Below are 13,101 nucleotides of genomic sequence, written 5' to 3'. Positions count from 1 at the left end.
CGTCCAGTCTGTCACCGTAGCGCCTCAGCGCCGCCGGTAGAGGGGGTTCTAAGGTTAGACCAACTGACCCGCAACCCCTTTTTTGCAAATCTGTCATTTTTTCCGCAGAACCGCACAAAATCTCTTATTTATATGGGCTTAGACGCACAGCGAATAAGGGAGCGGCGGAGGTTTCGTCCTTTAGTGGCCGCTTTCACACCCCAAATTCCGATGCGCTCAACGGAATCGCGCGCGTCGGAGCGTGGAGATTGCCAGACTCACACGCGTCGCAGCGTCGGGATTCTCACCCGAAGCAGAAGAAGGAGGAGGATTGCGGCCAGATACAACAGGGGCTCGATCTGGAACCCCTTGGCCAGCAACACAAAATGCAGCGCCGCCAGCAGAGCTGCCGGATAGCTGAGCTGGTGCAGCCGTCGCCATTTAGGTCCCAACCGGCGGATCGAGACGTTATTGGACGTCACCGCAAGCGGAACCAACAATATAAAGGCCGCCATCCCGACCGTTATATAGGGCCGCTTGGCGATGTCGGCGAGGATCTGGCTGGGGATCTGCACATCCAGCAGCAACCAGACCAGCAGATGACAAACCACATAGGCGAAACATATCAGCCCCAGCGCACGCCTGTGCTTCATCAGATTGAGGCCAAGGAACCGCCGCGCCGGCGTGGCCGCGAGGGTCGCGATGAAGAACTGCAATGCCAGCTCACCATAGCGATGCTCCAGCGCCTTGATCGGCTCAACGCCCAGCCCACCGGTCAGACCCAGCCAGAACAGCCAGACCGCCGGGGCCAGCCCACATATATATATGAGCCACGACGGCACCCGGCGCAGGGCGGAATTCACAGAACTCAGATCCATCAGAAGTTCTTGGTCAGATCCAGCCCCTCATAGAGGGAGGCGACCTCTGCCTCATAGCCATTGAACATCAATGTTGGCTGACGACGGGAAAACAGCCCGCCACCAATGCGCCGCTCCGAGGCCTGGCTCCAACGGGGGTGATCCACCTCCGGGTTCACATTGCTGTAGAAACCGTATTCGCGCGCATTCGCCATGTTCCAGCTGGTCGGCGGCTCCTGATCGGTCAGGGTGATCTTCACCACCGACTTGATCGACTTGAAGCCGTATTTCCACGGCACCACCAGGCGCAGCGGGGCACCGTTTTGGTTTGGCAGTGGCTTGCCGAATATGCCGGTCGCCATGATCGTCAGCGGGTTCATCGCCTCATCGAGGCGCAGCCCCTCGCGGTAGGGCCAGTCCAGCACCGGGTAACGGGTGCCGGGCATCTCATCCGGGCGCAGCAGGGTTTCAAAGGCGACGTATTTCGCCCCCTCCTGCACGCCGGCCAGGTTCAGCAGGTCCGCCAGTTCAAACCCCTGCCAGGGGATCACCATCGACCAGGCCTCGACACAGCGGAACCGGTAGATGCGCTCTTCCAGCGTCATCTCTGACAGGATCTGGTCAAAGCCGTAGGTGCCGGGATTGTCGACCATGCCGTCGATCTCCACCTCCCAGGGCGAGGTGGTCATCTGGCCGGCATAGCTGGCGGGATCTGTCTTGCCGGTGCCGAATTCATAGAAGTTGCAGTAGCTGGTGACTTCTTCCCAGGTGTTGGGGTCCAGCTCCGCCTCTTGGGCCTGCGCCAGACCGCCGCCGATAGCACCCAGCCCGACGCCCCCCATCCCTGCGAGGATCTTGCGCCGGTTCCAGAACAGGGATTCCGGCGTGATGTCCCGGTGGGTCAGATCGTTTTGCCAGCGATGGGCCATGAAAGCGCTCCTTGAGATCGTGTTGATCCTTGAGGTAACGCCTTAGGCGCTCAGGGCAAAAACATATCCTCTCACATCTCCGCGACAGCACTGTAACTTGGCAGGATCTCATTCATCGGCCGCGAAGAGCCATCCTCCTGCACGATCCGCATGTGACGGCGACGCATCTTGCGCGGTTCATCCACCCCGACCGAATGGGCGATGGTCTCCACCTCCTGTATCACTTCGCGAGCAAAGCGGGCGACCTTCTTGTACTTGTCCTCCACCACGAGCCCCTGCTGAAAGCGCGGGTCGTGGGTGGTGATGCCGGTCGGGCAGGTGTTGCGATTGCACTTCAGCGCCTGAATGCAGCCCAGCGAAAACATGAAGCCCCGCGCCGAGGTGACAAAATCAGCGCCCGCCGCCAGCGCCCAGGCCACATCGCCGGGGTTGACCAGCTTGCCGCTGGAGATCAGGCGGATGCGCTCCTTGAAGCCATATTCATCGCGCAGGTTGCACACCAACGGCAGGGCCTCGCGTACGGACATGCCAACAAGGTCAATCAGTGGCATCGGTGCAGCTCCGGTGCCGCCCTCGCCACCGTCAATGGTGATGAAGTCCGGAACGTCATCAGGTCGCGCCGCGAAGTTCAGGAACATCTCCCGCAGGGCAACCTCAGACCCTGCGACCGTCTTGATCCCCACCGGCTTGCCAGAAACCTGGCGCACGCGGGCAACCATATCGAGGAGGTCGTCATAAGAGGCAATCTCCGGGTGCCGGTTGGGAGAAATGCTCGCCGTCCCTTCCGGGATGCCGCGGATCTCGGAGATTTCGGCATTGACCTTGGCGGCGGGAAGGATACCGCCCTTGCCGGGCTTTGCCCCCTGTGCCAGCTTCAGCTCGAACATCTTTACCTGTGGGATCTCGGCGAGTTCCTTCAGGCGCGCATCACTCAGGTTTCCTTCGGCATCGCGCACCCCGTATTTGGCGGTGCCGATCTGAAAGACCACATCACAGCCCCCATCGAGATGAAACGGGCTTAGCCCACCCTCCCCGGTGTTGAGCCAGATCCCCGCCTCGCGCGCGCCCCGGCTGAGGGCCGTGACTGCAGGGCGCGACAGTGCGCCATAGCTCATACCGGAAATGTTGAAGAACGACGGTGCATTATAGGGTACCCGCGCGGTCGGACCGATCAGCATCGGTTCGGAACTGGCATATTGGTCATTCAGCGGTGGGAAGGCGGCGTTTACGAAGATCGGCGTGCCCGGCACCGCAGTGTTGCGGGTGGAGCCAAAGGCCACCGTGTTGGTCACACCGGCGCAGGCACGGGCAATCCACTCCCGCTGCGCACGATTGAACGGAAGCTCCTCGCGATCCATGGCGAAGAAATACTGCCGGAAGAACTCCCCAAGGGAACTGAAGAGATGCCGAAACCGCCCCAGCACCGGGTAGTTGCGGCGGATCGCGTCCTGGGTCTGCGTGCGATCTATGACAAACATCGCCAGTGCCGCCAAGGCAAACACACCCAGAAGGCAGATGAACACCACCGCAAGGATCGACACCGCATTCATCGCAAACCCCATGGAAAATCCTTTCTCTTCAATATCGCGGGACAGGCAAGGCAGCCTGACCAATCCGTATTATAGCATGCCGACACACGACAGACGCATGACGTTTCACAGGTGGGATTTCACATCCGGTTCAGCAATGGTTATTGGCAAAAGGGCCGCCCCAAAGGGCGACCCTCTATCTCATCATCACGTGCAAGCTCAGTGAACGACAGCCTCATCCGGGCGTGGCCGCTTGGTTGTGCCGAGGCGATCCCCGATAACCAGCCCTTCACTGCCCGCAGACACCGAAACGGTCTCTCCGTCCTTGATGTCCCCAGACAGCAGCGCCTCTGCCAGCGGGTTCTGCAGTGCGCGCTGAATGACGCGTTTCAACGGGCGCGCCCCGAACACTGGATCATACCCTTCATCCGCAAGCCACGCCTTGGCGCCATCGTCCAGCTGCAGTGTGATCTTGCGATCTGCCAACCGCTTGACCAGACGCCGGAGCTGGATCTCTACGATCCCGCCCATGTCGTGACGACCAAGCCGGTCGAAGATCACCGTCTCATCCAGGCGGTTCAGGAACTCGGGGCGGAAATGCGCCCGCACCGCGTCCATCACGTCCCGCTTGGCATCCGACGCATCTGCCCCGTCTGGCAACTGACTCAGGGCCTGCGCGCCAAGGTTGGATGTCAGGATGATCAGCGTTTGCTTGAAGTCCACGGTCCGGCCTTGCCCATCCGTCAACACACCATCGTCCAGCACCTGAAGCAGCACGTTGAACACATCCGGGTGCGCCTTCTCAACTTCGTCGAACAGGATCACCTGATAGGGTCGACGCCGTACGGCTTCGGTCAGAACGCCACCCTCATCATAACCGACATACCCCGGAGGGGCGCCAATCAGGCGGGCGACGCTGTGCTTTTCCATGAACTCCGACATATCGACGCGCACCATGGCGCTGTCATCGTCAAACAGGAACTCAGCCACGGCCTTGGTCAGCTCGGTCTTGCCTACACCCGTTGGCCCGAGAAACAGGAAAGAGCCCAGCGGACGGTTTTCGTCACTAAGACCAGCCCGCGCCCGGCGCACCGCATTGGCAACTGCCGTCACCGCAGTGTTCTGTCCGATGACACGCGCATGCAGACCGTCTTCCATCCGCAACAGCTTTTCACGGTCACCTTCGAGCATCTTGGAGGTCGGGATGCCGGTCCAGCGCTCCACGACGCCGGCGATTTGCTCGGGACGGACAGCCTCTTCGACCATAAGCCCCTTTTGTTCGGTCTGTTCGGCCTCTGTCAGCTGCTTTTCCAAACCAGGGATGACGCCATAAGACAGCTCACCCGCCTTGGCGAGGTTGCCCTCACGCTTGGCGATGTCAAGTTCAGCACGCGCCTTGTCCAACCGCTCTTTGATGTCCCGAGCGGAGGCCAATTTGTCCCGTTCCGCCTGCCACTGCGCCGTCATCTCTGCCGAGCGCTCCTGCAAGTCAGCGAGTTCCTTCTGCAGTGTTTCCAAACGATCCAGAGAGGCGGTATCCTCTTCAAGCTTCAGGGCCTGTTCCTCGATCTGCATCTGCAGGATCTGGCGATCAAGCGCGTCCAGCTCTTCCGGCTTGGAGTCCACTTCCATTCGCAGGCGCGACGCGGCCTCGTCCACAAGGTCAATAGCCTTGTCGGGCAGGAACCGGTCCGTAATGTAGCGGTTTGACAAGGTTGCTGCCGCCACTAGGGCGCCATCAGCAATACGCACCCCGTGATGGAGTTCGTATTTTTCCTTGATGCCGCGCAGAATGGAAATCGTATCCTCCACCGTCGGCTCAGACACCATTACCGGCTGGAAACGGCGCGCGAGGGCTGCGTCCTTCTCCACATACTTGCGATATTCATCCAGCGTGGTGGCGCCAATACAGTGCAATTCACCCCGTGCCAATGCCGGCTTGATGAGGTTGGCGGCGTCCATCGCACCATCGGATTTTCCGGCACCGACCAGCGTGTGCATCTCGTCGATGAACAGAATGACCTCACCCGCCGCCGCCGTGACCTCATTCAGGATGCTCTTCAACCGCTCCTCAAACTCACCACGATATTTCGCACCGGCTATCAGCGCGCCCATGTCCAGCGCCAGAAGTCGTTTGTCGCGCAGCGATTCGGGCACATCCCCGTTGATGATGCGCAAGGCCATGCCTTCGGCGATCGCCGTTTTACCCACGCCCGGCTCACCGATCAGCACCGGGTTGTTCTTGGTCCGGCGGCTCAGCACCTGCATGGTCCGACGGATCTCGTCATCGCGCCCGATGATCGGGTCAATCTTGCCCTCGCTGGCACGTTCGGTCAGGTCCTGCGTGTATTTCTTCAGAGCCTCATATGAGTCTTCAGCCGTCGCGCTATCGGCCGTGCGCCCCTGACGAATGTCGTTGATCGCCTCGTTGAGCTTCTGTGCCGTGACATTGCCCGCCTCAAGCGCATCTTTCGCTTTCGATTTGACCAATGCCAAGGCGGTCAACATGCGCTCTACCGGAACAAAACTGTCCCCGGCCTTCTCTGCCACCTTAGTCGCTTCATCCAGCACCCGGGCGGTCTGACCATCAAGATAGATCTGCCCGGCATCACCGGACACCTTGGGCAGCTTGCCCATGGCCGCCTCGACGGATTCGGCCACGCGTTTCGGATCCCCTCCCGCACGGGAAATTAGATTCGTAACCATGCCCTGATCGTCGTCCAGCAATGCTTTGAGGATATGTTCCGGCGTCAGTCGCTGGTGACCCTCGCGAAGTGCGACAGTCTGGGCCGCCTGCACAAAACCGCGCGCCCGCTCAGTGAACTTGTTCAAGTCCATCTTCTTCTCCTTTTTCAAGCGCCCCTAGAATGACCCTGCCCGCTTGGCAGCACAGGATCGGTGTGGGCCTCGGGGTAAGATGTGGGTATTCACCGCACATCTTCAAGTCCCTGATTACCATGACAAGTGTTGATGAACCTTGACCGCGATCAAACCACGTAAGAAACCTCTGAAGGCCCTTTTCCGCAAGGGGCAAAGGCATTAGGAAGACGCAACCCAGCGCCCCAGACCGGAGACATGCCCATGACCACTCCCATCGCCGATGACCGCTTGATCGTTGCCATGGATGTACCCAACGCCATCGCCGGCTTAAAACTGGCCGAGCAGTTGGGAGATGCCGTCTCTTTCTACAAGATCGGTCTGGGCATGCTGACCGGCGGAGGCCTGGCCCTCGCGAATGAGCTGAAACAGGAACTCGGCAAGAAGATCTTCCTCGACATGAAGCTCTTTGACATCGGTGCGACGGTGGAAAACGCAGTGCGCGGCCTGTCTCAGTTCGAGCTCGACTTCCTCACCGTGCATGGGGACCCGCATGTGGTGCGCGCCGCCAAAGAGGGTGCCGCAGGCAAGGACCTGAAGATCTTGGCCGTCACCATTCTGACTTCGCTCGACCGCAATGATCTGGATGATGCGCTCATCAAGAGCGGCGACATCACCGATCTTGTACAGGAACGCGCAGGCAAGGCGCTGGCTGCAGGGGCCGATGGCGTGATTGCCAGCCCGCAAGAAGCCGCCCTGATCCGTGCGCTGCCAGAGGCCGAAGGCAAATTGATCGTGACCCCTGGCGTACGCCCTGTTGGCGCCGATCTGGGGGACCAGAAACGCGTAACCACCCCGATGCAAGCGCTGGAGGCGGGCGCCGACCACATCGTTGTCGGCCGTCCGATCTGGCAGGCCGAAGTCCCACGTCTGGCGGCGCAGGATATTCTGAAAGAGATGAACAGCGCACAGACGAAAATCCCCAACAAGGGGTAACGCCGCTCGATTGCGGACTGCACTGCCCAAAAGACGGGCAAACGCAGACCTTAAAACCCAGTCCAGCCCGCACCGTAAAGCCATCGTATATCATGGCGACAAGGTGCGGGGATCAAAGAACAAATCGCGCAGAAATACTGACAGTTTCGAAAAACTGAATTTCACATTCGTGACATTGAAAGCACAGGTCGGAACGAGAAATCCATCTCGAACCGGCTTGGAGCTTTGCGAAACATGGGTTCATAGGTGAATCTGGAGTTGAGACACTCCCCTGACGTTTACCTCTTCCTGAGAAACGTCACCTTCCCCCGCCACTTGTGCGGGGGCCTTTCTTTCCGAAACATCAATATTACCTGTGTTGCTGCACCGGAGCCTCACGCCCCGTCAGACCGAGAATTCTGCAGATAGTTCTGCAGCCGGTCCTTGAAACGCGGAATGCCCAGTGGGTGGCCAATATAGGCCGCCGGTGTCATGAGCTCCCACCCCTGCCCCTCATCACCAAACCGGATGTCCGCCACCCTCGCTTCTGAAAGGTGGGCGGCAAAGAACCAGCTGTCACCATCCGGCCGGGGATAACAGCGCGCGTAGGTCAGCTCTTCGGGCGCCAGGGCGAGCCCGACCTCCTCATAGGTCTCTCGCAGAGTGCATTCCTGCGGGGTCTCATCGTTCTCTCGCCCGCCCCCCGGAAAGTCCCAATGGCCGGGAAAGGGAATATCGACTGTCTCGTCGCGCAGGATCACCAGCAGACGCGGGCCGAGAAACAGCGCCAGTTTCGTTCCCGTAAAGCTCATGGTATATTTCACCTCTGCGCAGAGGCGCCCCGTTGACGCCGGGTGCACGCTAACCGGAGCGGGCGTCGCGCACACCCCGTTTCTGCGCTTTTTTGTCGAGTCCGCCATGCCAGCCCTCTGCCGCGACTGTCTGCACTGCTTTGATCCCGGCGCGCTGCGTCCGGGGCACCGACGCTGTCCTGCTTGTCGCAGCCCGCGCATCAAGGCTCATGACGAGCTGTTCACGCTCTCCATTGCGCATATGGATTGCGATGCCTTCTATGCCAGCGTCGAGAAACGCGACAATCCAGAATTGGCGGACAAGCCGGTAGTCATCGGCGGCGCACATCGCGGCGTGGTTTCGACCGCCTGCTATGTGGCCCGCATTCGGGGGGTCCGCTCTGCCATGCCGATGTTTCAGGCGCTGAAGCTCTGTCCGGACGCGGTGGTCATCAAACCACGGATGCATGCCTATGTGGAAACCAGCCGCGCAATCCGGGCCATGATGGATGAGCTGACACCAGAGGTGGAACCCCTGTCACTGGATGAGGCCTTCATGGATCTGTCTGGCACCGAGCGGCTACACGGCGCGCCCCCCGCGGTCATGCTGGCGCGGTTGGTCAGGCGGATGAAGGATGAGCTCGGCGTCACCGGCTCGATCGGGCTCAGCCACAACAAATTCTTGGCCAAGGTCGCCTCCGACCTCGACAAACCACGCGGCTTTTCAGTGATTGGTGAAGCCGAAACAGGGGAATTCCTGCGCGATAAACCCGTGCGCCTCATCTGGGGTATTGGCCCCGCCGCACAAGCATCACTGGAAAAAGCAGGGATTCGCGCCTTCTCAGACCTATTGCGTTGGGATCGTCGTGACCTGCATGAGCGCTTTGGCAGCATGGGGGACCGGCTCTGGCATCTGGCGCGCGGCGAAGACCGCCGCAAGGTGTCCGCGCGTACCCCGGTGAAATCCATATCCAAGGAAACCACCTTCTTTGAGGACACGATGCAGATGGACGTGCTCGATGGGCATCTGTGGCGCCTAGCAGAACAAGTTTCGGACCGGGCCAAGGCCAAGGAGCTCGCCGGTCGGGTGGTCACGCTGAAACTAAAACGCGCGAACCATTCAACGCTCACCCGGCGCCAATCCCTGCACAGTCCGACTCAGATCGCCGATCAGATCTACCGCACCGCGCGCCACCTGCTGGATCAGTCGGTACACCAGGGCCCTTTCCGGCTGCTTGGATGCGGCATCAGCGAACTTGGACCAGAGGCACAGGCCGACACCACGGGCGATCTGCTCGATCCCAACGCGGAAAAACGGGCAAGTGCCGAACGTGCGACAGACGAAATCCGCAAACGGTTTGGCAAGGAAGCCATCCTGAAGGGACGCGCGCTACGCTGAGGTAGGTTTATTCTGCAGCCATCGGTTTTCGGTCAGAGCCGAGGGTTGCAACACGACTGAGCGCACGTGTGAGCTGTGCTTTTACAGTTGCAAATTGCGCATTTGGCGTGATGTCGGTCTCGTCCATATAGAGAGAGCGATCAATCTCGACCTGAATGGCATGCTGCCGCCGCGCCGGTCGCCCATAGGTCTGGGTGATATAGGCCCCTGCAAACGGCGCGTTTCGCGCCACACGGAACCCTGCCTCCGCAAAGGCCGCTTCGATCTCATCCACGATCCAGCCGTCAGCGGCCGCACCGAACCGATCCCCCAAAACGATTTCCGGTCGCAATGCTCGTTTCGGCGACACGCCTTCGACCGCCTCATGCGGCATTGAATGGCAATCAACCAGAATGGTTTCGCCGAACCGCGCATGAGAGGCATCAAGCAACTGCTGCAGAGCCGCGTGATAGGGCGTCCAGTACTGATCGATTCGCGCCTGCGCCTCTGCCATGCTGATCTTGCCGCGATAGATGGACCGCCCGTTGGAAACGACTCGGGGAATCACCCCCAGTCCGGAGGCCACGCGGGGATTTTGTCCGCGCCGCCGCACCCCTTCGATCAGAGCAGGATCCAATTCACCGGACGAACGGTTCAGATCGACAAATGCCCGCGGCATCTGCGCCGTCAGCATGGGCATCCCGAACTCAGGCGCGACAGCGAACAGCTGGTCGACAAATGCATCCTCGCTGCTGCGCAAGCGTTTTGCGTCGAGAACCGACTGAGAAACAAAGGTTTTCAGATAGTTCGAGCCGCTATGCGGCGATGCGATCACCACCGGGGACTGCCACATCTGTGGCATTTCAACCGAATATGCCTGACGTGACATGCCAGCTCCACTTTCCCGCCTGAGAGTCACAGCATAGAGTTTATATTTCTGTGGCAAAAGCTCTTGCGCCCACAATCGACTCCTTTTATACGCCTTTTCACTGACGCGAAGCGATGCGCCAAACGGCGTAGCAAATTGTTTTGTTGTTGGCATCATGGGCGGTTAGCTCAGCGGTAGAGCACTTCGTTGACATCGAAGGGGTCACAAGTTCGATCCTTGTACCGCCCACCATGATTTCATTGTTTCGGGCTCAGGCGCCGGAACGCCCGCTAACCCAGGCGCTGGTTCGCGCCGCAGACAAGGAGAGAGACCATGAAGGTCAAGAACTCGCTCCGTTCGCTGAAGAACCGGCACCGTGATTGCCGGGTTGTGCGTCGCAAAGGTCGCGTTTACGTGATCAACAAGACCCAGCGTCGGTTCAAAGCTCGTCAGGGCTGACATACAGCATATGACGCCTCTCACGGGGCTCCGGAAAACCGCATCTTCGGATGCGGTTTTTTGTTTTTGTGCTCCCAGTATCTCGCACAGAAGTTGACTGACACGCCGCCTGGCCAGGGGGCGTCATTCAATCGTGAGGCATGACCTTCGCGACAGAAGAATTTTCTGACAGAATTAATCAGTTACCCCTTACATTTCGCGCGCAGTGTAGTAATTGACTAAACAACTTGGGTTTTGGCGCGAGGAGGTGCCACCCAGGAACAAGCGACATTCAGAGGGGTGAAAAGCTCATGAAAATCAACGTTTTTGCAACTGTAATCGCCGCGAGTCTTGCGACCACTGCCGTCGCTGACGGAGTAGTCAACCTGTACTCCTCTCGCCACTACGACACCGATGAACGCCTCTACTCCGACTTTGAAGAGGCCACCGGCATCACCATCAACCGCATCGAAGGCAAGGCTGATGAGCTGATCGCCCGGATGCAGGCCGAGGGCGCAAACTCTCCGGCGGACATCCTGCTGACAGTGGATACCTCCCGTCTGGCGCGTGCGAAGGACGCAGGGGTTCTGCAATCGATCGACAGCAGCGTGCTCGAAGACCGGATCCCGTCCAACCTGCAGGACGCCGACAACCAGTGGTTCGGCTTTTCACAGCGCGCCCGCATCGTGTTCTACGACAAGGCCGACGTGGACAACCCGCCGGCGACCTACATGGATCTGATCAAGCCCGAGTACAAAGGCATGGTCTGCCACCGGTCCTCCAGCAACGTCTATGCCCAGACGCTGCTCTCTGCGATCATCGAAAACCACGGTGAGGAAAAGGCACGTGAATGGGCCGCTGGCATGGTGGAGAACTTTGCGCGCGCGCCGCAGGGTGGCGACACCGATCAGCTGCGCGGAATCATCTCCGGCGAATGTGATGTCTCGGTTGCCAACTCCTATTACTTTGCCCGTGCGCTGCGGAAGGATGTCAAAGGCCTCTCAGCCGACATCGACAAGATTGCGTGGGTTTTCCCGTCTCAGGACGCGGAAGGTGCGCATATGAACCTGTCCGGTGGCGGCGTTGCGGCCCATGCACCGAACCGCGACAACGCGGTCAAGTTTCTGGAGTATCTCGCATCCGATCAGGCGCAACAGTATTTCTCCGGTGGCAACGACGAGTTCCCTGCCGTTCCTTCGGTCGAAAAGTCTGAAAGCGTGGCAAAGCTGGGTGAATTTGTCGCCGATGATGTCGAACTGTCCAAAGTTGCTCTGAACCTTCCGACCGCGCAGAAAATCTTCAACGAGGTTGGCTGGGAGTAAGCAGCTCTAGCGTATTCGAGAGAGAGGGCGCAGTTTCGGCTGCGCCCTATTTTGCATCCGCTTTGCAAGAATCGGGAGCGGGATTCCCAATCTGCAACGCGTGAACAAATGCAGAGAACTGAAGCCGTCCCCCAGAAATTTGAATTTTCATACAATTTTTCTGATGTGAAATCAGGGAGCAAGCTCGAAACAGGTGATTTGCTCCCAGCTTCTGCCGAATCTTTGTCTGGACCGAGCCGTCCTCAGAACCTATAGAGTCGCGCCAAGCAAGACATAGAGATTGCAAATTCATAAAGCGGGGAGCTCGGTTGACATGCCGATTGCGATGCACTTGATGCGCAGGGGCATGTCCTGATGCGCACGCCAGTTACGATCATCAGCGGATATCTCGGCGCGGGTAAGACAACTCTGATCAACGCGCTGCTTGGCGAGGATCACGGCTTGCGTCTGGCCGTTTTGGTCAATGACTTCGGCAGCATCAATATCGACGCCTCGCTTATTGCAGATGCGGATGTCGACAGGATTGCGTTGACCAACGGCTGCGTTTGTTGCTCGCTTGGTGATGACCTAGCCTTGAGCGTCAATGAGATCCTGACCCGCGGGACACAGCCTGATCATATCCTGATCGAAGCCAGTGGTGTCGCCGAGCCAGTTGCAATCGCCAATGCGTTGCTCAATGACAGCCGCCTCAGCTATGCAGGTATTGTCACCGTGGTGGATGGTTCCAGCTTTTCCACCTTGATGGATGATCCACTGCTGAAACCCCAGGTGGCGCAGCAAATCTGCGCGGCAGATCTGGTTCTTCTCAGCAAACTCGACAGCGCGCCCGAAACAGAGTTGCTCGATCAGCTCCGTCAGGTGGGGGCTCGAACTCCAACTCGGATCGCCGATATGGAGTTGTCTCGCATGCTATTCGATATCGTGCCGCTCCCGCGCGGCACGACCCCTGCGCCGCACCCCGGATACGTCAGCTGGCAACATCGCAGCAAAACGGTCATGGACCGTCGGGCATTGGGTGACAAACTGGCCGACCGGCCAGAGGGGCTCTACCGGATGAAAGGCTTCGTGCTGACCTCAGGTGGTGCCTATGAGTTGCATATTGTCGGTCGCCATGTTGAGGCACGCCGCTGTGTTGCGGATGAAACGCTTCTGGTTGCCCTTGGCCCGGAGCAACGCGTGAGCCACGCCGAGATCGAGGCCTGGTGGAGCGGCTCCTGA

At 59.3% G+C, this 13,101-nt stretch carries 11 protein-coding genes and 1 tRNA gene; 6 read left to right on the top strand and 6 right to left on the bottom strand.

Going from position 1 to position 13,101, the window contains the following annotated elements:
- Positions 1–257 precede the first annotated feature (257 nt).
- From msrQ to clpB, 4 genes are all read right to left on the bottom strand, one after another.
- Positions 258–857: a protein-methionine-sulfoxide reductase heme-binding subunit MsrQ gene (gene msrQ / locus R0J92_RS14505; RefSeq protein ID WP_411052157.1), complete on the bottom strand. Its 600-nt coding sequence runs from the start codon at positions 855–857 to the stop codon at positions 258–260.
- Positions 857–1,765 (bottom strand): protein-methionine-sulfoxide reductase catalytic subunit MsrP, encoded by a 909-nt coding sequence (msrP, locus tag R0J92_RS14500; RefSeq protein WP_317384678.1) that lies wholly within the window; start codon positions 1,763–1,765, stop codon positions 857–859. The genes msrQ and msrP overlap by 1 nt, the downstream gene beginning before the upstream one ends.
- 71 nt (positions 1,766–1,836) lie before the next feature.
- Positions 1,837–3,327 carry an FMN-binding glutamate synthase family protein gene (locus tag R0J92_RS14495; protein ID WP_106162702.1) on the bottom strand — a complete coding sequence of 497 codons (1,491 nt, stop codon included), beginning with the start codon at positions 3,325–3,327 and terminating at the stop codon, positions 1,837–1,839.
- A 186-nt stretch (positions 3,328–3,513) separates the two neighbouring features.
- A complete protein-coding gene (gene clpB / locus R0J92_RS14490) occupies positions 3,514–6,132 on the bottom strand; it encodes an ATP-dependent chaperone ClpB (protein ID WP_411052156.1) in 2,619 nt (872 codons plus the stop codon).
- Between the two features lie 243 nt (positions 6,133–6,375).
- Between clpB and pyrF the strand changes: the two genes are divergently transcribed.
- Positions 6,376–7,107, top strand: coding sequence for an orotidine-5'-phosphate decarboxylase (gene pyrF, locus R0J92_RS14485; protein WP_106162700.1), 732 nt, complete (start codon positions 6,376–6,378; stop codon positions 7,105–7,107).
- A 374-nt stretch (positions 7,108–7,481) separates the two neighbouring features.
- Here pyrF and R0J92_RS14480 read toward each other — a convergent pair whose 3' ends face one another.
- A complete protein-coding gene (locus tag R0J92_RS14480; RefSeq protein WP_411052155.1) occupies positions 7,482–7,898 on the bottom strand; it encodes an NUDIX hydrolase in 417 nt (138 codons plus the stop codon).
- 106 nt (positions 7,899–8,004) lie between these two features.
- Here R0J92_RS14480 and R0J92_RS14475 point away from each other — a divergent pair, with 106 nt between their 5' ends.
- Entirely contained in the window at positions 8,005–9,276 is a 1,272-nt protein-coding gene (locus R0J92_RS14475) for a DNA polymerase IV (protein ID WP_411052154.1), read from the top strand.
- A 7-nt stretch (positions 9,277–9,283) separates the two neighbouring features.
- Here R0J92_RS14475 and R0J92_RS14470 read toward each other — a convergent pair whose 3' ends face one another.
- Positions 9,284–10,144 carry an N-formylglutamate amidohydrolase gene (locus R0J92_RS14470; RefSeq protein ID WP_317384681.1) on the bottom strand — a complete coding sequence of 287 codons (861 nt, stop codon included), beginning with the start codon at positions 10,142–10,144 and terminating at the stop codon, positions 9,284–9,286.
- A gap of 156 nt (positions 10,145–10,300) precedes the next feature.
- Between R0J92_RS14470 and R0J92_RS14465 the strand changes: the two genes are divergently transcribed.
- The 4 genes from R0J92_RS14465 (at position 10,301) to R0J92_RS14450 (ending at position 13,101) form a co-directional block, all read left to right on the top strand.
- Positions 10,301–10,375, top strand: a tRNA-Val gene (locus R0J92_RS14465).
- 81 nt (positions 10,376–10,456) lie between these two features.
- Positions 10,457–10,582 (top strand): type B 50S ribosomal protein L36, encoded by a 126-nt coding sequence (gene ykgO, locus R0J92_RS14460; protein ID WP_008562923.1) that lies wholly within the window; start codon positions 10,457–10,459, stop codon positions 10,580–10,582.
- 290 nt (positions 10,583–10,872) lie between these two features.
- A complete protein-coding gene (locus R0J92_RS14455) occupies positions 10,873–11,883 on the top strand; it encodes an extracellular solute-binding protein (RefSeq protein ID WP_106162697.1) in 1,011 nt (336 codons plus the stop codon).
- A 354-nt stretch (positions 11,884–12,237) separates the two neighbouring features.
- Entirely contained in the window at positions 12,238–13,101 is an 864-nt protein-coding gene (locus R0J92_RS14450) for a CobW family GTP-binding protein (RefSeq protein ID WP_411052153.1), read from the top strand.

This window comes from Tritonibacter sp. SIMBA_163, from assembly GCF_046535935.1.
GTDB lineage: Bacteria > Pseudomonadota > Alphaproteobacteria > Rhodobacterales > Rhodobacteraceae > Epibacterium > Epibacterium scottomollicae.
The sequence above is the reverse complement of the archived record's forward strand: the minus strand, read 5'-3'. Positions and strand labels throughout refer to the sequence as shown.

Excerpts from the sequence above, each read along its gene's own strand:
- msrQ (WP_411052157.1), bottom strand. The coding sequence starts at position 857 with ATGGATCTGAGTTCTGTGAATTCCGCCCTGCGCCGGGTGCCGTCGTGG.
- msrP (WP_317384678.1), bottom strand. The coding sequence starts at position 1,765 with ATGGCCCATCGCTGGCAAAACGATCTGACCCACCGGGACATCACGCCG.
- R0J92_RS14495 (WP_106162702.1), bottom strand. The coding sequence starts at position 3,327 with ATGGGGTTTGCGATGAATGCGGTGTCGATCCTTGCGGTGGTGTTCATC.
- clpB (WP_411052156.1), bottom strand. The coding sequence starts at position 6,132 with ATGGACTTGAACAAGTTCACTGAGCGGGCGCGCGGTTTTGTGCAGGCG.
- pyrF (WP_106162700.1), top strand. The coding sequence starts at position 6,376 with ATGACCACTCCCATCGCCGATGACCGCTTGATCGTTGCCATGGATGTA.
- R0J92_RS14480 (WP_411052155.1), bottom strand. The coding sequence starts at position 7,898 with ATGAGCTTTACGGGAACGAAACTGGCGCTGTTTCTCGGCCCGCGTCTG.
- R0J92_RS14475 (WP_411052154.1), top strand. The coding sequence starts at position 8,005 with ATGCCAGCCCTCTGCCGCGACTGTCTGCACTGCTTTGATCCCGGCGCG.
- R0J92_RS14470 (WP_317384681.1), bottom strand. The coding sequence starts at position 10,144 with ATGTCACGTCAGGCATATTCGGTTGAAATGCCACAGATGTGGCAGTCC.
- ykgO (WP_008562923.1), top strand. The coding sequence starts at position 10,457 with ATGAAGGTCAAGAACTCGCTCCGTTCGCTGAAGAACCGGCACCGTGAT.
- R0J92_RS14455 (WP_106162697.1), top strand. The coding sequence starts at position 10,873 with ATGAAAATCAACGTTTTTGCAACTGTAATCGCCGCGAGTCTTGCGACC.
- R0J92_RS14450 (WP_411052153.1), top strand. The coding sequence starts at position 12,238 with ATGCGCACGCCAGTTACGATCATCAGCGGATATCTCGGCGCGGGTAAG.